Origin of the sequence: Pantoea sp. Cy-639, assembly GCF_011752525.1 — a bacterium.
Classification (GTDB): Bacteria; Pseudomonadota; Gammaproteobacteria; order Pseudomonadales; family Pseudomonadaceae; genus Aquipseudomonas.
In genome coordinates, this window is the sequence record NZ_VWXI01000019.1 from 70,626 (window position 1) to 96,314 (window position 25,689).

Genomic DNA, 25,689 nt, shown 5'->3' on the forward strand with positions numbered 1-25,689 from the left:
CGGACCCTGAAGTCAAGTCCAGCCCAGGAACGGCGCGGGCTGCAACATGAAGCCCTTTGGTCCGCGACTTGATGCCACTTCATATGCCAGCGGCGAATCAATCGGTTAGAATGCACCCCCAATTCAGCCCGATCCTTGAGGACCGCCATGTTCAGCCGTGATTTGACCATTGCCAAGTACGACGCCGAGCTCTTCGAAGCCATGCAGCAAGAAGCCCTGCGCCAGGAAGAGCATATCGAGCTGATCGCTTCGGAAAACTACACCAGCCCAGCTGTCATGGAAGCCCAGGGTTCGGTTCTGACCAACAAGTACGCCGAAGGCTACCCAGGCAAGCGCTACTACGGTGGTTGCGAGTACGTCGACATCGTCGAGCAGCTGGCCATCGACCGCGCCAAGCAGCTGTTCGGCGCCGACTACGCCAACGTCCAGCCGCACGCCGGCTCCCAGGCCAACGCCGCCGTCTACCTGGCCCTGCTGTCGGCCGGTGACACCATCCTCGGCATGAGCCTGGCCCACGGCGGTCACTTGACCCACGGCGCGGCCGTCAGCTCCTCGGGCAAGCTGTACAACGCCATCCAGTACGGCATCGACGCCAACGGCCTGATCGACTACGACGAAGTCGAGGCACTGGCCCTGGAGCACAAGCCGAAGATGATCGTCGCCGGCTTCTCCGCCTACTCGCAGGTGCTGGACTTCGCGCGCTTCCGCGCCATCGCCGACAAGGTCGGAGCCTACCTGTTCGTCGACATGGCCCACGTGGCTGGCCTGGTCGCCGCCGGCGTGTACCCGAACCCGGTGCCGTTCGCCGACGTGGTCACCACCACCACCCACAAGACCCTGCGCGGTCCACGTGGCGGCCTGATCCTGGCCCGTGCCAACGCCGACATCGAGAAGAAGCTCAACTCCGCCGTCTTCCCGGGCGCCCAGGGTGGCCCGCTGGAGCACGTCATCGCCGCCAAGGCGATCTGCTTCAAGGAAGCGCTGCAGCCTGAGTTCAAGGCCTATCAGCAGCAAGTGGTGAAAAACGCCCAGGCCATGGCCGAAGTGTTCATCGCCCGTGGTTTCGACGTCGTTTCCGGCGGTACCCAGAACCACCTGTTCCTGCTGTCGCTGATCAAGCAGGACATCTCCGGCAAGGACGCTGACGCCGCCCTGGGCAAAGCCTTCATCACCGTCAACAAGAACTCGGTCCCCAACGACCCACGCTCGCCGTTCGTCACCTCGGGCCTGCGCTTCGGTACCCCAGCCGTGACCACCCGTGGCTTCAAGGAAACCGAGTGCCGCGAGCTGGCTGGCTGGATCTGCGACATCCTGGCCGACCTGAACAACGAAGCGGTGATCGACGCCGTGCGTGAGAAGGTCAAGGCCATCTGCAAGAAGCTGCCGGTGTACGGCAACTGATCGGCAGACGCCTGATGTGAAAAAGCCCGGCCATGTGCCGGGCTTTTTTGTGGCTGTCTTGCTCGACATCGTGAAGCCGACGCAATCGTCGTAGGAGCCAGTCGCGGATCAGGACTGGGTCAACGCCTCGAACCCCGCCCGGATCTTCTCCTCCGGCAGTTCATCGGCAATGAACACCATCACGCTTTCCCGCTCCTCGCTTTCCAGCCATTCGCTGTCCCAGTCAAAGCCATACAGCTTGAGCACGCCCTGGAACACCAGCCGGCGGTCTTCACCGGCGATGTTCAGCACGCCTTTGTAGCGCAGCAACTGCTTGCCATGGGTTTCAAGCAGCTCGTTCATGAAGTCGCTGAGGCGATCGATATCCAGCGGCATCTCGGTACGCAGTACCAGAGTGCGGATACGATCGGCCGTGGTGGACTTGAGCACAGGGCGCAGCGTGGGTTTGACGCTGAGCCCCAGGTCCGGGTTGAGATTGAAGCCGCGCACATCGAGCAGTTCGGCCAGGTCGATGCAGCCATGCTCGACCACACGGATCGCCGCCCGACCGTTGATGCGGGCCAGACGCTCGCGCAAGGCATCGATGGCATCTGGCTCGGCCAGGTCGGTCTTGCTCAACAGCAGGCGGTCGGCGAAGCCAACCTGGGCCTGGGCGATGGCTTGCGTGAGATGCAGGTCGGCGTGCACGGCATCGACCAGGGTGATGATGCCGTCGAGGATATAGCGCTCACGCAGCTCTTCGTCGATGAAGAAGGTCTGCGCCACTGGCGCCGGATCGGCCAGGCCGGTGCATTCGATCACCAGGCGGTCGAAGACGATCTCGCCGGCGTCCAGGCGCTCGAGCAACAGGTACAGGGCGCGAGTCAGGTCGCCGTGGATGGAGCAACACACGCAGCCATTGGCCAGGGTCATGACCTGCACCGGCTCGTCGCCGAGCAGTTGGCTGTCGATACCGGCCTCGCTGAACTCGTTTTCGATCACGGCGATCTTCAGCCCGTGCTCGGCCTTGAGCATGTACTTGAGCAGGGTGGTCTTGCCGGCGCCGAGGAAGCCGGTGAGGACGGTGACGGGAATAGGCGTCTGCACGCAGAACATCTCCTGTGCAGTGGACATTTGGAAGGTGGGCGCGAGCGCCCTGCAGGAGCGGTTTTGTGTCGCGACAGGGCCGCACAGCGGCCCCGGCGATATCTGCTGCCAAGCCAAGAACCTGCGGCCCTGTCGCGACACAAGGCCGCGTCTACTACAGAGGCCGCGCTAGCCCAGGTTCAGCAGCACTTGGGCCCGGACTTGCCGCCGTAACGCGCCTCCTGACGTTCGCGGAAGAACGCCTCGTACGTCATCACCGGCTTGTCCGGGTGCTTGTTACGCATGTGCTCGACATAGTTGTCGTAGTCGGGCATGCCGACCATCAGGCGGGCTGCCTGCCCCAGGTACTTACCCAGTCGACCCAGGTCGTTGAACATCGCGGCATTCCTCTCAAGCGTCAGGCAGGGCCTGGAACGGGGTTTCCTTGTCGCTGCGCTCCTTGCGACCGAAGGCGGCGATGCCGACCTTGAGGGCGAAGAACAGCACGCTGAACACCACCACCAGGAACAGCACGGTCAGCCCGGCGTTGGTGTAGGCATTGAAGATCACATGCTGCATCTGGCCGATGTCCTTGGCAGGCGCGAGCACCTGGCCGGCGTCCAGCGCGGTGCTGTACTTCTTGGCCAGGGCCAGGAAGCCCACCGCCGGGTTCGGATCGAACAACTTGATCAGGCCCGCTGCGGTGGTGCAGATCAGCAGCCACACGGCCGGCAGCAGGGTGACCCAGATATAGCGCTCGCGCTTCATCTTGATCAGCACCACGGTGCCCAGCATCAGCGCGATACCCGCCAGCATCTGGTTGGAGATGCCGAACAGCGGCCACAAGGTGTTGATCCCGCCCAACGGGTCGATCACACCCTGGTACAGCAAGTAGCCCCACAGGGCTACGCAACCGGCGGTGCCAAGCAGGTTGGCGCCCCACGAGTCGGTGCGGCGCAGGGCCGGAACGAAGCTGCCCAGCAAGTCCTGCAGCATGAAGCGGCCGGCACGGGTACCGGCGTCCACCGCGGTAAGGATGAACAGTGCCTCGAACAGAATGGCGAAGTGGTACCAGAACGCCATGGTGTTCTCACCGGGCAGTACCTGATGAAGGATCTGCGCGATCCCGACCGCCAGGGTCGGCGCGCCACCGGCGCGGGCAAGGATGGTGTGCTCACCGATATCCCGGGCCGTGGCCTCGAGCTGCTCGGGAGTGATCATGAAGCCCCAACTGCTGACGGTCTGCGCCACCGACGCAACGTCGGCGCCGACCACCGCGGCCGGACTGTTCATGGCGAAGTACACACCCGGCTCGATCACCGAGGCGGCGACCATCGCCATGATGGCGACGAACGACTCCATGAGCATGCCGCCGTAGCCGATGTAGCGGGCGTTGGCCTCGTTGTCCAGCAGCTTGGGCGTGGTCCCCGAGGAGATCAGCGCATGGAAGCCGGACACCGCACCGCAGGCGATGGTGATGAACAGGAACGGGAACAGGGTGCCCTTCCATACCGGGCCGGTACCGTCGGTGAACTGGGTCAGCGCCGGCATCTTCAGTTCTGGCGCAATGATCAGGATGCCGATGGCCAGGCCGACGATGGTGCCGATCTTGAGGAAGGTCGACAGGTAGTCGCGTGGCGCCAGCACCAGCCACACCGGCAGCACTGCGGCGACGAAGCCGTAGCCGACCAGCATCCAGGTGATCTGCACGCCGGTGAAGGTGAACGCCGGCCCCCACACCGGATCCGCGGCGATCTGGCCCCCCAGCCAGATCGACGCCAGCAGCAGCACCACGCCGATGATCGAGATCTCACCGATGCGGCCCGGGCGGATGTAGCGCATGTAGATGCCCATGAACATCGCGATCGGGATGGTCGCCATCACCGTGAACATGCCCCATGGGCTCTCGGCCAGGGCCTTGACCACGATCAGCGCCAGCACCGCGAGGATGATGATCATGATCAGGAAGCAGCCGAACAGGGCAATGGTACCCGGGATGCGGCCCATCTCCTCGCGCACCATGTCGCCCAGCGAACGACCGTTGCGCCGGGTGGAGAGGAACAGGACCATGAAGTCCTGCACCGCGCCCGCCAGCACCACGCCGGCGATCAGCCACAAGGTGCCGGGCAGGTAGCCCATCTGCGCGGCGAGTACCGGGCCCACGAGCGGACCGGCGCCAGCAATGGCTGCGAAATGGTGACCGAAGAGGATGTGCTTGTTGGTCGGGACGTAGTCCAGGCCATCGTTGTTGAGTACCGCGGGCGTGGCCCGGCGGGGGTCGAGCTGCATCACCTTGGTGGCGATGAACAGGCTGTAGTAGCGGTAGGCGACCAGATAGATGGCCACGGCCGCGACGACGATCCACAAGGCGTTGATGGCCTCACCGCGACGCAGGGCGACCACACCCAGCGCGCAGGCCCCTATGACTGCCAGCGCCAGCCACGGAATGTGGCGTAGCAGGCTATTATTGTTGTTCATGGTTTACTTCCAGCTGGTGGATTGGAAAAGACCGCCCATCGAGTCTAGGGCGAGTCATCGCGCATTGCCATACCTGCTTTGTCCTAGAGCCTCTGCGGCCCGATTGCGGTACCTGATGCATATACCAAACTAACTATAGTCAGGATGTCACCCGGAGAACCCGCCATGAGCGACCACGACGAACGCCGCCGCTTCCAGCGCATCGCCTTCGATGCCCCTACCGAGCTCCGTCAGGGCCAACGGCACTGGCCGGTCAAACTGCTCGATCTCTCGCTCAAGGGACTGCTGATCGAACGCCCAATACCCTGGGATGCCGACCTGAGCCAGAATTTCGAAGCCGTCATCTGCCTCAACGACAAAGTCACCCAGGTGCGCATGCAAGTCGAACTGCGCCACGAAGAACCTGCCCGGCTAGGGTTCATCTGCCTCTATATAGATGTCGACTCGATGACCCATCTGCACCGTCTGGTGGAGTTGAACGTGGGCGACAGCACCGAAATGATGCGCGAGCTGTGCGAACTCATCGAAGATTAAAAACTCTTAGCTTGCTACCTGTCTGGCCGTGAGCGCTTCCTGTCCGGCCAGACAGCTTTTCCCGCCTTTTCCCTTCGCTTGCACGCCCCCCCTCTAGCACCCTCTCTCGCTCGTTGGAACACAACGTGCATACAGGTTTTCAGCCCTCTTGGCGCAAGTCCAACGGGGTCAGGATCAAAACTTTGTATACAATACTTGTGGCAATTCTTTGTGAGACTTGTCTACAGTAGCGCCACAACAATAAACAGAGAGCCTGCTCCATGACCACGTCCCCCAGCACGTCTCCCGCCCCGCGCCCCGAGGACGAGAACCTCGGCCTCGGCGCCAATCTGGCCTACGGGCTGCAGCATGTCCTGACCATGTATGGAGGGATCGTTGCCGTACCCCTGATCCTCGGTCAGGCCGCCGGCCTGGCACCGGCGGAGATTGGTCTGCTGATCGCCGCCTCATTGTTCGCCGGCGGCCTGGCGACCCTGCTGCAGACTCTCGGCCTGCCGTTCTTCGGCTGCCAGCTGCCCCTGGTGCAGGGCGTGTCGTTCGCCGGCGTGGCGACCATGGGCGCGATCATCAGCAGCGAAGGCGGTGGCGGCCTGCAAGGGGTACTGGGTGCAGTCATGGCGGCATCGCTGATCGGTTTCCTGATCACCCCGGTGTTCTCGCGCATCACCAAGTTCTTTCCGCCGCTGGTAACCGGTATCGTCATCACCACCATCGGCCTGACCCTGATGCCGGTCGCCGCGCGCTGGGTGATGGGGGGCAACAGCGCCTCGCCAGAGTTCGGCAGCGTGGCCAACATTGGTCTGGCAGGGCTGACCTTCGCCATCGTCCTGCTGCTGAGCAAGCTCGGCAACGCCACCATCTCGCGCCTGTCGATCCTCCTGGCGATGGTGGTCGGCACCCTGATCGCCTGGTCGCTGGGCATGGCCGACTTCAGCAAGGTCACCGAAGGCCCGATGTTCGCCTTCCCCACGCCGTTCCACTTCGGCATGCCGACCTTCCACATCGCCGCGATCCTGTCGATGCTCATCGTGATCATGGTGACCCTGGTCGAAACCTCGGCGGACATTCTCGCGGTCGGTGAGATCATCGACACCAAGGTCGACTCCAAGCGCCTAGGCAATGGCCTGCGCGCGGACATGGCCTCGAGCATCCTGGCACCGATCTTTGGCTCGTTCACCCAGAGCGCCTTCGCCCAAAACGTCGGCCTGGTCGCCGTGACCGGGGTCAAGAGCCGCTACGTGGTGGCGACCGGAGGCGTGATCCTGGTCGTGCTCGGCCTGCTGCCGGTCATGGGCCGGGTCATCGCCGCGGTGCCCACTCCGGTACTCGGTGGCGCGGGCATCGTGCTGTTCGGCACCGTGGCCGCCAGCGGTATCCGTACCCTGTCCAAGGTCAGCTACAAGAACAACGTCAACTTGATCATCGTCGCCGCCTCGCTGGGCTTCGGCATGATCCCGATCGCGGCGCCGACCTTCTACCACAACTTCCCGAGCTGGTTCGAAACCATCTTCCACTCCGGTATCAGCTCGGCGGCGATCATGGCCATCTTGCTGAACCTGATCTTCAACCACTTCACCACCGGCAACTCGGAAAACCAGTCGGTGTTCGCCGCCGCCTACGAGCGCACCATCCAGTACTCCGACATCTCGGCCCTGCGCGATGGCGACTACTTCAAGGATGGCAAGCTGTACGACGCCGAGGGCAACGAGGTGCCAATGCTGGAACTGGACGAGCATGGCAATGAAACGGTCAGGCGCACGGCGGTTGCCGAACATTGACCGCTGATTGAGCGGTAAGGCGGGGGCCGGTGCGCATCATCGGCCCCTTTTTCGTTTAGCTGCGCCAGTCATTTCGTGGGGCATTTCCGTTCCCGAAAAGCCCAGCGGCAAGGCGCTCACTCGAACAAGGCATCCAGCGCCTGCTCCAGACGGGTCACGGCGATCACCTGCAGCCCCGCCGGTGCCTCCTTGGGCGCGTTGCCCTTGGGCACGATGGCACGCTTGAAACCGTGCTTGGCCGCTTCCTTCAAACGCTCCTGCCCGCTCGGCACCGGGCGCACCTCGCCCGACAGGCCGATCTCGCCGAACACCAGCAAGCCGTGGGCCAGCGGGCGGTTGCGCAAGCTCGACATGACCGCGGCCAGCAAGGCTAGGTCGGAGGCCGTCTCGAGCACTTTCACCCCGCCGACCACGTTGAGGAACACATCCTGGTCGTGGGTGGGGATGCCGCCATGCCGGTGCAGCACCGCCAGCAGCATCGCCAGGCGGTTCTGGTCCAGGCCCAGGGTGACCCGCCGCGGATTGGCCAGGTGGCTGTCGTCGACCAGCGCCTGCACCTCCACCAACATCGGCCGGGTGCCCTCCCAGGTGGCCATGACCACACTGCCGGGAACCTCTTCCTGAGTGCGGTTGAGGAAGATCGCCGACGGGTTGGAGACCTCCTTCAGACCTCGGTCGGTCATGCCGAACACGCCCAGCTCGTTGACCGCGCCAAAGCGATTCTTCACCGCCCGCAACAGCCGCAGGCGACCATCTGACTCACCCTCGAAATACAACACGGTATCGACCATGTGCTCCAGCACCCTTGGGCCTGCCAGCGAGCCTTCCTTGGTGACATGGCCGACCAGGAAGATCGCCGTACCGCTCTGCTTGGCGTAGCGCACCAGCAACGCGGTGCTCTCGCGCACCTGGGCCACGCCGCCAGGGGCCGATTGCAACTGCTCGGTGAAGATGGTCTGGATCGAGTCGATCACCATCACCCGCGGTTTTTCCTGCCGCGCGGTGGCGATGATGGTCTCGATGCAGGTTTCGGTCATGACCTTGAGCTGGTCCTGAGGCAGGCCCAGGCGTCGCGAGCGCATGGCCACCTGCTGCTGCGACTCCTCGCCGGTGACGTACAGCGCAGGCATATGCACGGCGATATTGCACAGGGTCTGCAACAGGATGGTCGACTTGCCGATGCCAGGGTCGCCGCCGATCAATACCACCGAGCCATCCACCAGGCCGCCACCGAGCACGCGATCGAGTTCGGTGCTGCTGGTGGTGAACCGCGGTATCTCCTCGACGCTGACCTCGGCCAGGGTCTTGATCTGCGCCTGTTGCCCGGTCCAGCCGGTGCGACCGCTCGGAGCGGCGGCGCCACCGCTTTCGATCATGGTTTCGACCAGCGTGTTCCAGGCCCCGCATTCGCCGCACTGGCCGGCCCATTTGGGAAAGGTCGCGCCGCACTCGGTGCAGCCATACAAACGCTTGGCCTTGGCCATGGGCTGGGTCTCCTGGAAAAAACCGCCATGATAGCCGAACACGGACGTGTCCCGGAGGCGTTGGAGAGCGACAAAACTATTCGCGCTAAGCGCAGTCATTAGCTGCGAACATCACGCATGAAGCGTTTTAGTGGCTTACACTGCGTCTACCTCTCCATTCGTTACAAAGGAATACAGCATGGGCATGCTCAGTGAATTCAAGGCCTTCGCGGTCAAGGGAAATGTCGTCGACATGGCGGTGGGTATCATCATCGGCGCGGCCTTCGGCAAGATCGTCTCGTCGTTCGTCGGCGACGTGATCATGCCTCCCATCGGCCTGCTGATCGGCGGTGTCGACTTCAGTGACCTGGCCATCACGCTCAAGGCGGCCCAGGGCGATGTTCCCGCGGTGGTCATGGCCTATGGCAAGTTCATCCAGACCATCCTCGACTTCATCATCGTCGCCTTCGCCATCTTCATGGGCGTGAAGGTGATCAACCGCCTCAAGCGCGAAGAAGCCGTGGCACCGACCGCACCACCGGTACCGACCGCCGAAGAGACCCTGTTGACCGAGATCCGCGACCTGCTCAAGGCGCAGAATCGCCAGCCCTGAGGCCATCGTGAAAACGGCGCCTTCAGGCGCCGTTTTCATTTACCAGTAGTTTTCCACCGCCACCTGTCCTGGCCGCTTGCTCAGGCTCAGCTGCAGGTCGCGTGCCTTGAGCACCTTGCGCGTCTCATCGATCATCTGCGGGTTGCCGCACAGCATGATGCGCGAATGCTCCGGCGACAGCGCCAACCCCGCCGCCCTCTCCAGCCCGCCATTCTCGATCAGCGTGGTGATCCTTGCGTTCAGTGCGCCAGGGTACTGCTCCCGCGTCACCACCGGGATGAACTGCAACTTGCCGGCGAACTCCGCCAGGTAATCGCGCTGTTCCAACCCGGCGATGTCCTCCACGTAGGCCAGCTCTTTGGCCTCGCGCACCGAATAGACCAGCTTGATGTTGTCGAAACGCTCCCAGGCCTCGAAATCCTGGAGCATCGACATGAACGGGGCAATACCGGTTCCCGTGGCCAGTAGCCACAGGTCACGCCCACCGACGAAACGGTCGAGGGTGAGGTAGCCGAAAGCCTGGCGATCGATCAGCAAGGTATCGCCTGCGTGCAGGCGGCTGAGCTCGCTGGTGAACTCCCCTCCCGGCACGACGATGGAGAAGAAGTCGAGGAACTCGTCATGCGGGGCACTGACCATCGAATAAGCACGCCACACCACACTGCCGTCGGCCTTGGTCACCCCCAGGCGGGCGAACTGCCCGGCACGGAAGCGAAAGCTCGGGTCACGACCGGTCCGCAGACTGAACAGGTTCGGCGTCAGCGGCTGGACGTCGAGCAGGGTCTGGCGGGTGAACTTGTCGGCACTGGCAGTCATGGTGGGCTCCATCGATCAGGTGCGCCCAGTGTCGCGCAAAGCGCCGAGGATAAACACCGTCGGATTGTAGGGCATAAGCCGGAGATAACGGATATTTCACCCGAAAACGTGTCAACTATAACAAAAAAAACCAACACAGCATTGGCAGGTTTCCTACACTCCGATCCGTGTGTTTCTGACATTGGATCCATCCAAATACGTAGGGAGCTGTAGCGATGGCACCAGAGATCAATGATCAGCTTCAGCAGCTGTTCAAAGAGCAAGAGCCGCAGAAGCTGTTCCCCCGCACTGTGGCGCTGGTACGGACCCTTGACTACGAATATGTCGAAGTCAGGCTGTGCTTGCACATCGCAGCCCTCGGCAAACGGGTCATCACCTACGACAACTACCCACGCGCCTGGAAACGGCAGTACGAACAGCAACAGTTCCAAGCCATCGACCCAGTGATTGCCAAGTGCCAAGAGACCACCCTGCCAGTGATCTGGAGTGATGACTTGTACAAGGAAGCCCCAGAGCTTCGCGAGGCTGCCTGCCGTCATGGCCTGATACATGGCTGGAGCCAGTCGACGCACAACATCTCGGGCAACGAAATCCAGATCAGCGTTTCCAGGCGCCGCAGTCTGGATGTCAACAGCTCGGATGACATTGCACTGATCATGTATCTCAGCCACCTGTTGCATGAACGCCTGACCAATCATCACCTGACACTCGAGATGCTCGGGCCCTCGCAGGGTGAGAGCAGCCACAAAGAACTGCTGACGCCTCGCCAGAAGGAAGTGCTCATGTCCATTGCCGCCGGCCTGACGGCCAAGGGCATCGCCAAGAAGCACAACATTGCGGTCCCGACCGCGAACTTCCACACCAACCAGATCAAAGAGAAGGTTGGCGCGAAGAACAAGGCCAGCATCATCGAGTTGGCCCACAAGCTAGGTCTGCTCTGACAGCTCGCCACCCCGCACCGGGCAAAGCCCTGTAGAATCGCCAGCCTCAAGCCCGTCGCACACCGTACCGGGCAGATTCGCAGCAGAGCCCCACGTCATGCCACTGTTCAACAGCCCCTTCGCCGACCTCGACCTGATCCGCCAGCCGGAGCAGGCCAACGACCCGCTGCTGGCATTCGACGCCGCCGATCAGTACCTGCTGGAGCACCTTGCCGCCCAGGCTCAGAGCGCAGACTCTCGCGTGCTGGTGCTCAACGACAGCTTCGGCGCCCTGGCCGCGAGCCTGGCCGGACACCTGCAGGTCACCAGCAGCGGCGACTCGCACCTGGCGTGCATGGCCCTGGAAAAGAACCTGGCGCGCAACGGCAAGGCCTATGACAGCGTGCCATTCATCCCGGCCAGCACCCATTGGCAAGGACCGTTCGACCGCGTGCTGCTGCGCGTGCCGAAGACCCTGGCATTGCTCGAGGAACAACTGATTCGCCTGCAGGGGCAACTGGCGCCCGGCGCCCAGGTGATCGCCGGCGCGATGATCAAGCACCTGCCCCGCGCGGCCGGCGACCTGATGGAAAAGTACATCGGCCCGGTCCAGGCCTCGCTGGCCCAGAAAAAGGCGCGCCTGCTCACCGCCACGGTCGCCGAGCGTCCCGCGGCACGCTCGCCCTACCCTAGCCGCTATCGCCTGGACGCACCGACGCTGGAACTGGTCAACCACGCCAACGTGTTCTGCCGTGAGGGCCTGGACATCGGCACCCGTGCCTTCCTGCCCCATCTGCCGCGCGATCTGGGCCAGGCGCGAGTCGCGGACCTGGGTTGCGGCAACGGCGTGCTGGCCATCGCCAGCGCCCTGGCCAACCCGGATGCCCATTACACCCTGGTCGACGAGTCGTACATGGCGGTGCAGTCGGCGCAGGAAAACTGGCAGGCGGCGCTAGGCGCCCGCCCGGTCGAAGTACGCGCGGCCGATGGCCTGGCAGGTCAGGAGAAACAGTCGCTGGACGTGGTGCTGTGCAATCCGCCGTTCCACCAGCAACAAGTGGTCGGCGACTTCCTCGCCTGGCGCATGTTCCAGCAGGCACGCGATGCATTGGTGGTAGGCGGGGCGCTGTACATCGTCGGTAACCGGCACCTGGGTTACCACAGCAAACTGGCGCGACTGTTCCGCGGGGTGGAACAGGTGGCGGCGACACCGAAGTTCGTGGTGCTCAAGGCCAGGAAATAAACACACCGCGGAGCAAACCTACTGCCACGAGTCCATGAGTGCTCGTGGCGGCGGGCTTGCCCCGCGGCAGGGCCGCTTGTGCTAGTGGGTACTCAGCCCCGCTGCGCTCATGAACAGGCGCATTCCGTAGGCCACCACCCCGAGCGCCGCGACACTCAGCCCCCAGATCAGCACCAGCCAGCCCAGGCGTTGCCACAGCGGCTTCTTCTCTTCGACGTTCATCATCCGCCGCTCCTAGTGATAGCCATCTTCATGGGTGACCTTGCCGCGGAACACGTAGTAGCTCCAGAAGGTATACCCCAGGATGAACGGCAGGATGAACAACGTGCCCACCAGCATGAAACCCTGGCTCTGCGGCGGCGCCGCAGCGTCCCAGATGCTGATGGTCGGCGGGATGATATTCGGCCACAGGCTGATCCCCAGGCCGCTGTAGCCGAGGAAGATCAGCACCAGCGTCAGCAGGAACGGCGTGTAGTGCGCGTTGCGCTGCACCGCCTTGAGCAACCCGTAGAAGGTCACCAGCACCAGGATCGGCACCGGCATGAACCAGACCAGGTTGGGCATGCTGAACCAGCGCTCGGCGATCTGCGGGTAGGCGATCGGAGTCCACAGGCTGACGATGCCAATCACCGCCAGCAGCACCAGGGCCAATGGCCGGGCGATGTCGTGCATCTTCTGCTGCAGCGGCCCCTCGGTCTTCATGATCAGCCAGGTGCAGCCCAGCAGGGTGTAGGCGACGATCAGCCCCAGGCCGCAGAACAGGGTGAACGGCGTCAGCCAGTCGAGGGTGCCACCGGCGTACTTGCGGTCCACCACCTTGAAGCCTTCGATGAACGCCCCCAGCGCCACGCCCTGGAAGAACGTCGCCACCAGCGAGCCCCAGATGAACGCCTTGTCCCAGATATGACGCTTGTGCGGCCGGGCCTTGAAGCGAAACTCGAACGCCACGCCGCGGAAGATCAGGCCCACCAGCATCAGGATCAGCGGCAGGTACAGCGCTTCCAGCACCACCGAGTAGGCCAGCGGGAAGGCTCCGAACAGCGCCGCGCCGCCCAGTACCAGCCAGGTCTCGTTGCCATCCCAGACCGGGGCGACGGTGTTCATCATCACATCGCGGTCACGCTCGCCCTTGACGAAGGGGAAGAGCATGCCGATTCCCAGGTCGAAACCGTCCATCACCACGTACATCATGACGCCGAAGATGATGATCACGGCCCAGATCAGCGGAAGATCGATACCCATCTCAGTTCCCCTTGCTCAGGCTGGTGGAGTCGGCCTCATGGCCATCATCGGCGGCGGACAGCGGCCGCGCCGGCGTGCGTTGCTGGCCAGGCCCGCCAGGGTTGTGCGCGTCGCCCTCGCCAGTCTTCGGCCCTTTGCGCACCAGGCGCATCATGTAGCCGATACCGGTACCGAACAGCGCGAAATAGACCACCACGAACATCACCAGGGTGAAGCCGAGCTGGGTGTAGCTGTGATTGGACACCCCATCCGCGGTGCGCATCAGCCCGTAGACCACCCACGGCTGACGACCGACCTCGGTGGTGAACCAGCCCGCGAGAATCGCCAGCAGCCCCGATGGCCCCATCCACAGCGTCAGATAGAGGAACGGGCGCGAGCTGTACAGCGTCCCGCGCTTGCGCAGCCAGAGGCTCCACAGACCGATGAAGATCATCAGCATGCCCAGCCCGACCATGACTCGGAACGACCAGAACACGATGGTCGAGTTGGGCCGGTCCTGCGCCGGGAACTCCTTCATCGCCGGGACTTGCTGGTCCAGGCTGTGGGTGAGGATCAGGCTGCCCAGTGCCGGAATCTCGAGCTTGAAGCGGGTGGTCTCTGCCTGCATGTCGGGAAGACCGAACAAGATCAAGGGAGTCGGCTCGCCGGGCTTGTTCTCCCAGTGCCCCTCGATGGCAGCGATCTTCACCGGCTGGTGCTTGAGGGTGTTAAGGCCATGGAAGTCACCGATCACCGCCTGGATCGGCGCCACCACCAGGGCCATCCACATGGCCATCGACAGCATCTTGCGTACCGCCGGGTTGTCACGCCCGCGCAGCAAGTGCCAGGCAGCCGAGGCACCGACGAAGAACGCTGTGGCGACGAAGGCCGCAGTGGCCATGTGCATCAGGCGATAGGGGAACGAGGGGTTGAAGATCACGGCCAGCCAGTCCACCGGGATCACCCGGCCATCGACGATTTCATACCCCTGTGGCGTCTGCATCCAGCTGTTGGAGGCCAGGATCCAGAACGTCGATACCAGGGTACCCAGCGCCACCATGCAGGTGGCGAAGAAGTGCAGGCCCCGGCCGACCCGGTTCCAGCCAAACAGCATCACGCCGAGGAACCCGGCTTCGAGGAAGAAGGCGGTCAGTACTTCGTAAGTCAGCAAGGGACCGGTGATGGAGCCGGCAAAGTCGGAGAACTGGCTCCAGTTGGTACCGAACTGGTAGGCCATGACCAGGCCGGAGACCACGCCCATGCCGAAGTTGACGGCAAAGATCTTCGACCAGAAGTGGTAGAGGTCACGGTAGGTATTGTCGCCGGTCTTCAGCCAAAGGCCTTCGAGCACCGCCAGGTAACTGGCCAGACCAATGGTGATGGCCGGGAACAGGATGTGAAAGGACACGGTAAAGGCAAACTGAATTCGGGCGAGCTCTAGGGCTTCCAATCCGAACATGATGCTTCCTCTTCAGGTAATCCGGCGTCCGGGCTCATGGCCCTTGTCGCCCACTGCCCCCACAGTGATCGAGTGTGGCGTGTTGGATTTGTTCTGTTCGATCGCAGGGATTCCGGCCCGAGGGCCAAATCGTTGCATCTGGAACGATTGATCCAGATCAACGACTGTCTGGAAGCATAGTCCCGAATGACCCATCCAGTTGTGTGGTTGATTGCCGCGTGACCGGTTGCCTCACCCTCTTTACGCATGGGCTGAAAGATGGCCATGGCGGTAATCAGCAACTAATTGTTACAAACAGATGTTAATCTGCAGCCCCCTCTATCTCCGAGGCTGCAGGCCCCCGATGTCCGATTCTGCCCCGCAATTGCTGCGCCATCACCGTCCTTTCCTGGCGTTCTGGTTCGCCCGGGTATTCACCGCCAGTGGCTTCCAGATGCTCACCGTGGCCATCGGCTGGCACCTCTATCAACTGACCGGCAACGTCCTCGACCTGGGCCTGGTAGGCCTGGTGGAGTTCGCCCCGCGGGTGCTGTTCATGCTGCACACCGGCCATGTCGCCGACCGCTACGACCGACGCAAGGTCGCCGCGTTGTGCCAGATCTTGCAGGCGTTGATCGCCCTGGCCCTGGCGGTGGGCAGTGCCACCGGGCACGTCAGCCGCGAACTGATCTTCGTGCTCGCCTTCCTGCTCGGCGCCACCCGCTCCTTCGAAATGCCAGCGACCCAGGCGCTGCTGCCCAACGTGGTACCGCCGGGGCTGTTTCCGCGGGCGGTGGCGGCCTCGGCCTCGGCATCGCAGTCGGCGACCATCGTCGCCCCGGCGGTAGGCGGCTTCCTGTACGCCTTCGGCAGCACCTGGGTGTACGGGCCGACCGTGGCCCTGTACGCCATAGCCTGCCTGCTAACCCTGAGCCTGGACGCCCAGCAGCAACTGCCCCAGCGCGGACGTGCCAGTCTCGATTCCCTGCTGGCCGGGATCCGCTTCATCCGCAGCCGCCCGGACATCCTCGGCGCCATCTCCCTGGACCTGTTCGCCGTCTTGCTCGGCGGTGCCACCGCGCTGCTGCCGGTGTTCGCCAAGGACATCCTGCTCACCGGTGCCTGGGGCCTGGGCCTGTTGCGCTCGGCACCGGCGGTGGGCGCGCTGCTGATGTCGCTGTGGCTGGCGCGCTTCCCGGTGGAGCGCAAGGTCGGCCTGGTCATGTTCACTTCGGTCGGCGTGTTCGGCGTGGCGACCATCGCCTTCGGCCTGTCCACCTCGTTCTGGTTCTCCCTCGCGGTGCTGGTGGTGCTGGGGGCGGCAGACATGATCAGCATGGTGATCCGCGGCGCCTTCGTGCAACTGGAGACCCCGGACGAAATGCGTGGGCGGGTCAGTGCAGTGAACGGGCTGTTCATTGGTGCCTCGAACCAGCTCGGCGAATTCGAGTCCGGCGTTACCGCGCACTGGTTCGGCACCGTGCCGGCGGTGGTGATAGGAGGCGTGGGAACACTGGTAGTCACTGGCGTGTGGATGAAACTGTTCCCGACCCTGACCCATCGCGACCGCATGCACTCAGGCTGACCGCCCCCGAGCCGCTGCGCCTGGCTGATCCGACGAAATCACGGGACAGGCCCGTTGCCGCGATAGGCCACTGCCCCCCTTGCTGGTATGATGCGCGGCTTTTTCCCGCCCCACGCAAAACCACGGCATCCAGTACGGTCTGTGCTTTGCTGATGGGGTCGATTCATTCACGGCGCGAGGGCGCCCTGGGAGCAGGCATGCTGGACAGGCTGTTTCAACTAAGAGCACACAACACCAACGTGCGCACCGAGATTCTCGCGGGCGTCACCACCTTCCTGGCCATGGCCTACATCCTGTTCGTCAACCCGAGCATCCTCGGCGAGACCGGCATGGACAAAGGCGCGATCTTCGTCGCCACCTGCCTGGCCGCGGCCATCGGCTCGGCGACCATGGGCATCATCGCCAACTACCCGATCGCCCTGGCGCCGGGCATGGGCCTGAACGCCTTCTTCACCTACACCGTAGTCCTGCACATGGGCCACACCTGGCAGGTGGCGCTGGGTGCGGTGTTCCTGTCTGCGGTGCTGTTCTTCCTGCTGTCGATCTTCCGTATCCGCGAGTGGATCGTGAACAGCATCCCGCTGCCGCTGCGCTCGGCGATTGCCGCCGGCATCGGTCTGTTCCTGGCGCTGATCGCCCTGCACAACGCCGGTATCGTCGTCGATAACCCAGCCACCCTGGTAGGTCTGGGCGACCTCAAGCAGCCGGCGCCGATCCTCGCCACCCTGGGCTTCTTCCTGATCGTCGCCCTCGAGTCGCTGAACGTGCGCGGTGCGGTGCTGATCGGCATTCTCGCCGTGACCATCGCCGCGATCGTCATGGGTGTCACCCCGTTCGGTGGCGTGGTGTCGATGCCGCCCTCGCTGGCACCGACCTTCCTGCAACTGGACATCAAGGGTGCGCTGGACGTCGGCCTGGTCAGCGTGATCTTCGCCTTCCTGTTCGTCGACCTGTTCGACAACTCCGGCACCCTGATCGGCGTGGCCAAGCGTGCCGGCCTGATGGGCAAGGACGGCCACATGCCGAAGATGGGCCGCGCCTTGATCGCCGACAGCACCGCGGCCATGGCCGGTTCGCTGCTGGGCACCTCGACCACTACCAGCTACATCGAGTCCGCAGCCGGTGTCAGCGCCGGCGGCCGTACCGGCCTGACCGCCATCGTGGTCGCGATCCTGTTCCTGCTGGCGCTGTTCTTCGCCCCGCTGGCCGGTAGCGTGCCGGCCTTCGCCACCGCCCCGGCGCTGCTGTTCGTCGCCGTGCTGATGGCCTCGGGCCTGGCCGAGATCAACTGGGACGACGTCACCGAAGCCGCCCCGGTGGTGGTCACCGCCCTGGCCATGCCGCTGACCTATTCGATCGCCAACGGCATCGCCTTCGGCTTCATTTCCTGGACCGTGATCAAGCTGATCTCCGGCCGTCGTCGTGACCTGAACCCGGCACTGGTGATCCTCTCCATCCTGTTCGTGATCAAGCTGGGCTGGTTCAACGCATGAGTGCCGTCTTCGACCCGACGCAATACGACGCGCAGCTGGCGGCCAAGGTCGCCCGCCTGCGCGAGTTGCTGGCCCCGTTCGGCGCCCCGGAGCCTGCGGTATTCGACTCACCGCGCGGCCACTACCGGCTACGCGCCGAATTCCGCCTGTGGCGCGAGGACGGCCAGCGCCACTACGCAATGTTCGCTCCGGGCGAGAAGCACAAGGCGATCCTGATCGATGAGTTCCCCATCGCCAGCGAGCGCATCAACGACCTGATGCCGCGCCTGAAGGCCGCCTGGCAGGGCAACGAGGACCTGAACAACCGCCTGTTCCAGGTAGAGTTCCTCACCACCCTGGCCGGCGACGCGATGATCACCCTGTGCTATCACCGCCCACTGGACGCCGCCTGGGAAGCCGCTGCGCAACAACTGGCCAGCGAGCTGGGCGTCAGCGTGATCGGCCGCTCCAAGGGCAAGCGCGTGGTGATCGGCCGCGACTATGCCGTCGAGAAGCTCGACATCGCCGGACGCACCTTCAGCTACCGCCAACCAGAAGGCGCCTTCACCCAGCCCAACGGCGCGGTGAACCAGAAGATGCTCGGCTGGGCCTTCGAGGCCATGGGCGAACGTGACGACGACCTGCTCGAGCTGTACTGCGGCAACGGCAACTTCACCCTGCCGCTGGCCACCCGTGCCCGCCAGGTGCTGGCCACCGAGATCAGCAAGACGTCGGTCAACGCCGCGCTGCACAACCTGGACGAGAACGGTGTCGACAACGTGCGCCTGGTGCGCCTGTCCGCCGAAGAACTGACCCAGGCGCTGAACGAGGTACGTCCGTTCCGTCGCCTGGAGGGCATCGACCTCAAGGCCTACGACTTCGGCACTGTGTTCGTCGACCCGCCGCGTGCCGGCATGGACCCGGACACCTGCGAGCTGACCCGACGCTTCGAGCGGATCCTGTACATCTCGTGCAACCCCGAGACCCTGGCACAGAACATCGCCCAGTTGCAGGATACCCACCGCATCGAGCGCTGCGCGCTGTTCGACCAGTTCCCCTATACCCACCACATGGAAAGCGGGGTGCTGCTGGTTCGGCGCTGACCGTGACCCGGCGGGGCCCTCCGGCCCTGCCGCTCGCCGCAAGGAGTGAGGTACCGATGGACCAGTTCAGCGCCATGCAGACCTTCCGCCGGGTCGTCGACCTCGGCAGCTTCAGCGCCGCCGCCGAACAGGCGGGCATGTCCCATACGGTGCTGTCTCGCCAGGTCAGGAACCTCGAGCGCCACCTGGGCAGCCAACTGCTCAACCGCACCACCCGCCGCCTGCAAATGACCGAAGCCGGCGTCCTGTTCTACCGCCACTGCGTACAGATTCTCGAACAGATGCAGGCCATGAGCCTGGAGCTCTCAGAGCATCAACAGCAACCCACCGGGACCTTGCGCCTGAGCGTGGCCAGCGCATTCGGCGAGCTGGAACTAGGCCGCTGGCTGCCGGACTTCGTCGAGCGGCACGAGAAGCTGCAGATCGAGCTCAACTGTACCGATCGTTTCGTCGACCTGCTCGAGGAAGAGGTCGATGTCTGCCTGCGAGTCACCGACCACCTGCCCGACTCGAGCCTCGTCGCCCGCCGCCTGGCGGCCAGCGAAGTGATTCTGGTGGCGGCGCCGTCCTATCTCGAGCGCCATGGCACGCCTGACACCCCCGACAGGCTGGCCGAGCATCCGCTACTGGGCTATACCCGCCTGCAACACCCGCAGCGACTGCGCCTGACCCGCGCTGCTGCGTGGCAGGACATGCGCATGCCACAACGCCTGAGCGCCAACTCGCCGATGGCATTGCGCGCAGCGGCCATCGGCGGTGTCGGCATCGCCAGCTTCGACCGCTTCATCGTCCATGACGCCCTGCAGGACGGCAGGCTGGTGCGGGTCCTGGCCGACTGGCAACTGCCTGCGCGCAGCCTGTATGCCGTCTACCCGCAAAACCGCTACCTGCCACCTAAAGTGCGCGCCTTCCTCGACTACGTGCAAACGTACTACGCGACACCTCGCTGGGAGTAGCAATCCGTGCAATTTATGCACAGATCATGGCTTTTGAATGCCGTATCTGTGCAAAAAGAATTTTCATAACCTTCGCTCCTCGTTTTTATTGGCGAAGGAGCCATCCCATGAAAGCACTGCACACCCTCATTGCCGGCCTCACCCTGGGCACTCTTGCCCTGACCGCCCAGGCCCATGCCGAATCCCTGATAGCCGTACCGGACAGCGCCACCCTGAAATGGCAAGACGTCAGTGGCACCAACGGTGCGGTCAGCTACGCCAATGTCGAGGGCGACCTGTTCGGCAAGGGGCCCTATTCGGCCTATGTGAAGTTCAAGAAAGGCACTGACAACGGCCTGCACCAGCATACCGAGACCCTGCCCACTTTCGTGGTCAAGGGCACTTTCTATGCCGTGATCGATGGCAAGCGCACCGAGTTCCCGGCCGGCGCCTACTACAAGCTGCCAGCCAAGCTGGTGCATGAAAGCGGCTGCACCGCCGCCGAGGATTGCCTGCTGTTCCAGTACCAGGCGGACAAGTTCGACCTGGTACCGGTCAAGTCGTAAGGCAATACGCCCTGTCATTTCTGTCAGCAGAGCGCAGCCTGGCCAAGTGTCAGGCTTCGTCTCGCTGGCCGCTGCACTCTCCTTGTACTGGCAGGCGGACTTGCCGTAGCCGGTCTGTGCAGATGAACCCAGGTACTCACGATCACAGACATCGCTCAACGGCCATGGAAATAGCGCTGGGCTGACGACCGGGTCGGTGCTGGGCTAATCTTCGTCTTCTGGTTTCACAGATTTCGGAGAGCACTACATGGAATGGCGAAAAGGCCGACGCAGCGACAACGTGGTCGATGCCCGTGGCGAGGGCGGTGGCGGCGGCATGCGCTTCGGCGGCGGCAAGGGCCTGGGGCTCGGCGCCATCCTGCTGATCGTCGGGATTGGCTGGCTCACCGGCCAGGACCCACTGCAGATCCTCGGCCAGTTGGCCGGGCAGATGGAACAGCAACAACAGACCGCGCCGGCCAACGTCGGCAGCAAGGCGCCCCCGGCCAACGACGAGCAGGCCGAGTTCGTCGCCTCGATCCTCGGCGACACCGAGGACACCTGGAAAGCCCTGTTCGCCCAAGCCGGCAAGCAGTACCGCGATCCCAAGCTGGTGCTGTTCAGCGGCCAGGTCAACTCCGCCTGCGGTTTCGCCTCGGCGGCGGTCGGCCCGTTCTACTGCCCCGCCGACCAGCGCGTGTACCTGGACATGACCTTCTTCCGCGAGATGGAAACCCGCTTCAAGGCTGCCGGCGACTTCGCCCAGGCTTATGTGATTGCCCACGAGATCGGCCACCACGTACAAACCCTGCTCGGCGTCTCGGCCAAGGTCGACGCCGCCCGCCGCAGCGGCCAGCGCATGGAAGGCGACAACGGCCTGCTGGTACGCCAGGAGTTGCAGGCCGACTGTCTGGCCGGGGTCTGGGCCTACCAGGCGCAGAAACGCCTGAACTGGCTGGAGCCCGGTGACGTGGAAGAAGCGCTCAACGCCGCCAACGCCATTGGTGACGACCGCCTGCAGCAGCAGGGCCAGGGACGCGTGGTGCCGGACTCGTTCACCCACGGCACCTCGGCGCAACGCGTGCGCTGGTTCAAGACCGGGTTTGCCCATGGCGACCTGAACCAGTGCGATACATTTGGCGCACGTAACCTTTGAGATCACCCGGGGTCGCTGCGCGGCCCCGCCTTAAAAATTCAGCTATTTCAGTGAGTTACAAATTTGCTGAAAAAGCGTTTCAGCTTCTCCCAAGCTTGCCGATAAGTCCTACACAAATCTGTGGGCTATCTGACAAAAACAACGCCCAGCTATTGAGATCAAGTGAGCGAAATCATTTTCTGGGAGAGCGTGCATGAACAGCTGGTTCGCCAATATCAGCGTCAACCTCAAACTCGGCCTGGGCTTCGGCCTGGTCCTCGTACTGACCGGCCTGCTGGCCCTGACCGGCTGGAACAGCCTGGGCGGCCTCATCGACCGCAGCAACTGGATGAGCGACATCACTCAGCTCAACAGTGACCTGACCAACCTGCGCGTGGCCCGCCTGCAGTGGATGCTGACCAACGGCGACGACGACTCGGCGGCCAATGTCCAGGCCAAACTCGATACCTTCGGCGAGCAGCAACAACACCTGGTCAAGACCTTCACCAGCCCCGAGAACCTCAAGCTGCTGCGCGAGCAGGGCCAGAGCATCAGTGAATACCGCATCTCGCTGGAGAACATGCGCAAGGGCTACAAGACCACTCTGGTCGCCCGCGATGCCATGAACCAGGCCGCCGCACAGGCCAACGACGCCATCGAGGCGATCAGCGCCGCCGTGCTGTCCAGCCCCGAGAGCGACGCCAGCCACCTGGCCCAGTACCTGCTGATCAGCAAGGCCAAGCAGCAGCTGGTGCAGGTGCGCCTGGACGTACGCAGCTACATCGCCGACCTCACCAGCGAGACCGAGCAGACCGCCGTGCGCCAGCTGGAGTCCGCCCTGGCCGAAATCGACAGCCTCAAGCGCCAGTTGCCGAGCCAGGCCTCGCGCATCCAGCAGTTCGAAAGCGCCGTGCTGGCCTACCGCGACGCCGTGCGTCAGTTCCGCGACGCCACTGCCGCCATCGGCGTGGCCCGTGCCGAGATGACCGTGCAAGGCGCCGACATCGTCAAGCGCAGCGACGAGCTGTACCGCATCCAGCTCGAGCGTCGCGACATCGAGAGCATCCAGGCCCGTAGCCTGCAGACCACCGCCACCCTGCTGGCGCTGCTGGTCGGCGTACTTGCCGCCGTGATCATCACCCGCCAGATCACCCGTCCGCTGCGCGAGACCATGGACGCGGTGGAGAAGATCGCCAGTGGCGACCTGACCCAGACCCTGCGCGTTACCCGCCGCGACGAACTGGGTGCGCTGCAACAAGGCATCGCCCGCATGGGCAACACCCTGCGCGACCTGATCACCGGCATCCGCGACGGTGTCACCCAGATCGCCAGCGCCGCCGAGGAGCTGTCGGCGGTGACCGAGCAGACCAGTGCCGGCGCCAACAGCCAGAAGGTCGAGACCGACCAGGTGGCCACTGCCATGCACGAGATGGCCGCCACCGTCCAGGAGGTCGCGCGCAACGCCGAGCAGGCGTCCCATGCCGCCACCAACGCCGATGACGAAGCCCGCAGCGGCGACAAGGTGGTCAGCGAGGCGATCAGCCAGATCGAACGCCTGGCCCACGAAGTGCACCGTTCCACCGAGGCCATGACCCTGCTGCAGCAGGAAAGCCAGAAGATCGGCAGTGTCATGGACGTGATCAAGTCGGTGGCCGAGCAGACCAACCTGCTGGCCCTCAACGCCGCCATCGAAGCCGCGCGCGCCGGTGAAGCCGGCCGTGGCTTCGCCGTGGTAGCCGACGAGGTGCGTGGCCTGGCCCAGCGTACCCAGCAGTCCACCGAAGAGATCGAAGGGCTGATCGCCAGCCTGCAGAACGGCACTCAACAGGTAGCCGAGGTGATGAACGGCAGCCGCAGCCTGACCGACAGCAGCGTCGAACTGGCGCGCAAGGCCGGCGACTCGCTGGACAACATCACCCGCACAGTGTCGAACATCCAGTCGATGAACCAGCAGATTGCCGCCGCTGCCGAAGAGCAAAGCGCTGTGGCCGAGGAAATCAGCCGCAGCATCCTCAATGTGCGCGACGTGTCGGAACAGACCGCTGCCGCCAGCGACGAGACCGCCGCATCCAGCGTCGAGCTGGCCCGCCTGGGCGGCCACCTGCAGACGCTGGTCAGCCAGTTCCGCGTCTGACCTGAACGCATCGCGGGGCAGGCCCGCTCCCACGAACACCACTCATGAACCTGTGAGTGGCGCTTGTGGGAGCGGGCTTGCCCCGCGATCGTTTCCGGCCCGGACTACTTGACGATCATCCCCACCCCGCGCCCACGTGGATCCGATGCGGTCTCCAGCTTCTCCCCGGTCACCCGGATCGCCTGGATGTCACCCATCTCCCAACCCTGGTCCTCGAGCACGTAGCCCATCGCCTTCAGGTCATCGGCCACTTTCCCCTGCAGCGGTGCATAGCTGTCGAAGTAAATGGTGTCCTTGGGCAGCAACTGGTGATGCACGCGTTGCGCCGCCACGGCTTTCTCCAACGGCATGCCGAAATCGTACAGGTTGTTCATCACCTGGAAGATCGAGGTGAAGATCCGCGAGCCGCCCGGTGTCCCCACCACCAGCGCCACCTTGCCATCGCGGGTCACCAGGCTCGGGCTCATCGACGAGAGCATGCGCTTGCCTGGCTCGATGGCGTTGGCGTCACCGCCGACCACGCCGAAGGCGTTGGCTGCCCCTGGCTTGGCGCTGAAGTCGTCCATCTCGTCGTTGAGCAGGAAGCCTGCGCCCTTGACCACCACGCCACTGCCGTAGTCGAGGTTGAGGGTGTAGGTGTTGCTCACCGCGTTGCCCTGCTTGTCGACGATGGAGAAGTGGGTGGTCTGGTGCGGCTCGAGCCCCGGCTTGACCTGGTCGGTGGCGGAGATGGCCTGCGGGTTGACCTGGGCGGCCCGCTTGGCCAGGTAGTCCTTGGCAATCAACTGGTCGACCGGGACCTGGGTGAAGGCCGGGTCGCCCAGATAGTCGGCCCGGTCGGCGAACACGCGCTTCTCGATCTCGGCCAGCAGGTGGATGTACTTGGCCGAGTTGTGCTCGACGCCCTTGAAGTCTGCCGCGCGGTCTTCCTTGATACCCAGCAGCTGGGCCAGGGCCACGCCGCCGGAGCTGGGCGGCGGCGCGGTGTAGACCACGTTGCCACGCCAGTCGATGGCGATCGGATCGCGCCATACGGCCTTGTAGTCCTTGAGGTCCTGCTTGCTGATCAGGCCCTTGTCGGCCTGCATCTGCGCGACCAGCAGGTCGGCGGTCTTGCCCTGGTAGAACTCGCTTACGCCCTTGTCGGCGATACGCTCCAGGGTCTGCGCCAGCTCAGGCTGCCTGAACAGTTCGCCGACCTTCATGCTGCCGAAATAGTCGTTGAAGTTGGTGGCGGTCTTGAACATGCCCTGGGCATCGTCGCGGTACTGGTACTGCTTCTGGGCGATCTTGAAGCCGTTCTTCGCATAACCGATAGCCGGGGTCAGCAGTTCGCTCCACTTGAGCTTGCCGAACTTCTGGTGCGCCTCCCACAGCCCCATCACCGTACCCGGCACGCCGGCTGCGCGGGCACCGACCAGGCTGAGGTTCTCGATCACCTCGCCCTTGTCATCCAGGTACATGGTCCTGGTGGCGGCCTTCGGCGCCACCTCCCGGTAGTCGAGGAAATAGGGTTTGCCATCGACGAACAGGGTCATGAAGCCGCCACCCCCGATGTTGCCGGCTTCCGGGTAGGTCACGGCGAGGGTGAAGGCGGTGGCGACCGCGGCGTCCACTGCATTGCCGCCTTTCTTGAGGATATCGGCAGCCACCTGTGCGCCATATTGATCGGGCGCGGCCACCGCGCCGCCCTCGAGGGTGACGGCAAAGGCGGAGGAACAGCTCAGGAACGCGACCCCGAGGGCCAGTGGCGGGAACATGACAATGCGCATGCGGACTTCCTTGGTGTTGTTTTTGTTGATCAGTCATT

At 63.9% G+C, this 25,689-nt stretch carries 22 protein-coding genes; 13 read left to right on the forward strand and 9 right to left on the reverse strand.

Going from position 1 to position 25,689, the window contains the following annotated elements:
- The first annotated feature begins 147 nt into the window (after nucleotides 1-147).
- Entirely contained in the window at nucleotides 148-1,401 is a 1,254-nt protein-coding gene (glyA, locus tag F3J43_RS20680; protein ID WP_166891213.1) for a serine hydroxymethyltransferase, read from the forward strand.
- Nucleotides 1,402-1,509: 108 nt separating this feature from the next.
- Here the strand turns inward: glyA and yjiA are convergent, their stop codons facing one another.
- From yjiA to F3J43_RS20695, 3 genes are all read right to left on the reverse strand, one after another.
- Entirely contained in the window at nucleotides 1,510-2,487 is a 978-nt protein-coding gene (gene yjiA / locus F3J43_RS20685; RefSeq protein WP_166891216.1) for a GTPase, read from the reverse strand.
- Nucleotides 2,488-2,666: 179 nt separating this feature from the next.
- Nucleotides 2,667-2,864: a YbdD/YjiX family protein gene (locus F3J43_RS20690; protein ID WP_054887128.1), complete on the reverse strand. Its 198-nt coding sequence runs from the start codon at nucleotides 2,862-2,864 to the stop codon at nucleotides 2,667-2,669.
- 13 nt (nucleotides 2,865-2,877) lie between these two features.
- Nucleotides 2,878-4,944 (reverse strand): carbon starvation CstA family protein, encoded by a 2,067-nt coding sequence (locus F3J43_RS20695; RefSeq protein ID WP_166891219.1) that lies wholly within the window; start codon nucleotides 4,942-4,944, stop codon nucleotides 2,878-2,880.
- A 165-nt stretch (nucleotides 4,945-5,109) separates the two neighbouring features.
- On the opposite strand from F3J43_RS20695, the gene F3J43_RS20700 reads away from it, so the two are divergent.
- Both F3J43_RS20700 and F3J43_RS20705 read left to right on the forward strand, forming a co-directional pair.
- Entirely contained in the window at nucleotides 5,110-5,478 is a 369-nt protein-coding gene (locus tag F3J43_RS20700) for a PilZ domain-containing protein (RefSeq protein ID WP_166891222.1), read from the forward strand.
- A gap of 260 nt (nucleotides 5,479-5,738) precedes the next feature.
- Nucleotides 5,739-7,256: a nucleobase:cation symporter-2 family protein gene (locus F3J43_RS20705; protein ID WP_166891226.1), complete on the forward strand. Its 1,518-nt coding sequence runs from the start codon at nucleotides 5,739-5,741 to the stop codon at nucleotides 7,254-7,256.
- 116 nt (nucleotides 7,257-7,372) lie between these two features.
- On the opposite strand, the gene radA is transcribed toward F3J43_RS20705, so the two are convergent.
- Complete coding sequence (gene radA / locus F3J43_RS20710) at nucleotides 7,373-8,740, reverse strand: DNA repair protein RadA (protein ID WP_166891229.1); 1,368 nt, start codon at nucleotides 8,738-8,740, stop codon at nucleotides 7,373-7,375.
- 178 nt (nucleotides 8,741-8,918) lie between these two features.
- Between radA and mscL the strand changes: the two genes are divergently transcribed.
- Nucleotides 8,919-9,332, forward strand: coding sequence for a large-conductance mechanosensitive channel protein MscL (gene mscL, locus F3J43_RS20715; protein WP_166891233.1), 414 nt, complete (start codon nucleotides 8,919-8,921; stop codon nucleotides 9,330-9,332).
- A 39-nt stretch (nucleotides 9,333-9,371) separates the two neighbouring features.
- Here the strand turns inward: mscL and F3J43_RS20720 are convergent, their stop codons facing one another.
- Nucleotides 9,372-10,148, reverse strand: a complete 777-nt coding sequence (locus F3J43_RS20720) for a ferredoxin--NADP reductase (RefSeq protein WP_166891236.1) — start codon at nucleotides 10,146-10,148, stop codon at nucleotides 9,372-9,374.
- A gap of 215 nt (nucleotides 10,149-10,363) precedes the next feature.
- Between F3J43_RS20720 and F3J43_RS20725 the strand changes: the two genes are divergently transcribed.
- Nucleotides 10,364-11,089 (forward strand): helix-turn-helix transcriptional regulator, encoded by a 726-nt coding sequence (locus F3J43_RS20725; protein ID WP_166891240.1) that lies wholly within the window; start codon nucleotides 10,364-10,366, stop codon nucleotides 11,087-11,089.
- 97 nt (nucleotides 11,090-11,186) lie between these two features.
- On the forward strand, nucleotides 11,187-12,311 hold the full coding sequence (locus F3J43_RS20730; protein WP_166891243.1) for a methyltransferase: 1,125 nt from the start codon (nucleotides 11,187-11,189) through the stop codon (nucleotides 12,309-12,311).
- A gap of 81 nt (nucleotides 12,312-12,392) precedes the next feature.
- Here the strand turns inward: F3J43_RS20730 and F3J43_RS20735 are convergent, their stop codons facing one another.
- Genes F3J43_RS20735 through F3J43_RS20745 form a run of 3 tightly spaced genes read right to left on the reverse strand, consistent with a single transcriptional unit; the run spans nucleotide 12,393 to nucleotide 14,991 of the window.
- Nucleotides 12,393-12,536 (reverse strand): DUF2474 domain-containing protein, encoded by a 144-nt coding sequence (locus tag F3J43_RS20735; protein ID WP_166891247.1) that lies wholly within the window; start codon nucleotides 12,534-12,536, stop codon nucleotides 12,393-12,395.
- A 9-nt stretch (nucleotides 12,537-12,545) separates the two neighbouring features.
- A complete protein-coding gene (gene cydB / locus F3J43_RS20740; protein ID WP_166891249.1) occupies nucleotides 12,546-13,553 on the reverse strand; it encodes a cytochrome d ubiquinol oxidase subunit II in 1,008 nt (335 codons plus the stop codon).
- 1 nt (nucleotide 13,554) lies between these two features.
- Nucleotides 13,555-14,991 (reverse strand): cytochrome ubiquinol oxidase subunit I, encoded by a 1,437-nt coding sequence (locus F3J43_RS20745; protein WP_166891251.1) that lies wholly within the window; start codon nucleotides 14,989-14,991, stop codon nucleotides 13,555-13,557.
- 343 nt (nucleotides 14,992-15,334) lie between these two features.
- On the opposite strand from F3J43_RS20745, the gene F3J43_RS20750 reads away from it, so the two are divergent.
- The 7 genes from F3J43_RS20750 (at nucleotide 15,335) to F3J43_RS20780 (ending at nucleotide 23,879) form a co-directional block, all read left to right on the forward strand.
- Nucleotides 15,335-16,555 carry an MFS transporter gene (locus F3J43_RS20750; RefSeq protein WP_166891253.1) on the forward strand — a complete coding sequence of 407 codons (1,221 nt, stop codon included), beginning with the start codon at nucleotides 15,335-15,337 and terminating at the stop codon, nucleotides 16,553-16,555.
- Nucleotides 16,556-16,752: 197 nt separating this feature from the next.
- Entirely contained in the window at nucleotides 16,753-18,048 is a 1,296-nt protein-coding gene (locus tag F3J43_RS20755; RefSeq protein ID WP_166891255.1) for an NCS2 family permease, read from the forward strand.
- The gene (gene trmA / locus F3J43_RS20760) at nucleotides 18,045-19,130 is read left to right on the forward strand and encodes a tRNA (uridine(54)-C5)-methyltransferase TrmA (protein ID WP_166891257.1); all 1,086 of its coding nucleotides are present in this window, start codon (nucleotides 18,045-18,047) and stop codon (nucleotides 19,128-19,130) included. The genes F3J43_RS20755 and trmA overlap by 4 nt, the downstream gene beginning before the upstream one ends.
- Nucleotides 19,131-19,186: 56 nt before the next feature.
- Nucleotides 19,187-20,086 carry a LysR family transcriptional regulator gene (locus tag F3J43_RS20765; RefSeq protein WP_166891260.1) on the forward strand — a complete coding sequence of 300 codons (900 nt, stop codon included), beginning with the start codon at nucleotides 19,187-19,189 and terminating at the stop codon, nucleotides 20,084-20,086.
- Between the two features lie 107 nt (nucleotides 20,087-20,193).
- Nucleotides 20,194-20,631, forward strand: coding sequence for a cupin domain-containing protein (locus F3J43_RS20770; RefSeq protein ID WP_166891262.1), 438 nt, complete (start codon nucleotides 20,194-20,196; stop codon nucleotides 20,629-20,631).
- A 247-nt stretch (nucleotides 20,632-20,878) separates the two neighbouring features.
- Nucleotides 20,879-21,766 (forward strand): KPN_02809 family neutral zinc metallopeptidase, encoded by an 888-nt coding sequence (gene ypfJ / locus F3J43_RS20775; RefSeq protein ID WP_166891264.1) that lies wholly within the window; start codon nucleotides 20,879-20,881, stop codon nucleotides 21,764-21,766.
- Between the two features lie 193 nt (nucleotides 21,767-21,959).
- Nucleotides 21,960-23,879 carry a methyl-accepting chemotaxis protein gene (locus F3J43_RS20780; RefSeq protein WP_166891266.1) on the forward strand — a complete coding sequence of 640 codons (1,920 nt, stop codon included), beginning with the start codon at nucleotides 21,960-21,962 and terminating at the stop codon, nucleotides 23,877-23,879.
- 104 nt (nucleotides 23,880-23,983) lie between these two features.
- On the opposite strand, the gene ggt is transcribed toward F3J43_RS20780, so the two are convergent.
- Nucleotides 23,984-25,651, reverse strand: coding sequence for a gamma-glutamyltransferase (ggt, locus tag F3J43_RS20785; protein ID WP_166891268.1), 1,668 nt, complete (start codon nucleotides 25,649-25,651; stop codon nucleotides 23,984-23,986).
- Nucleotides 25,652-25,689 lie beyond the last annotated feature (38 nt).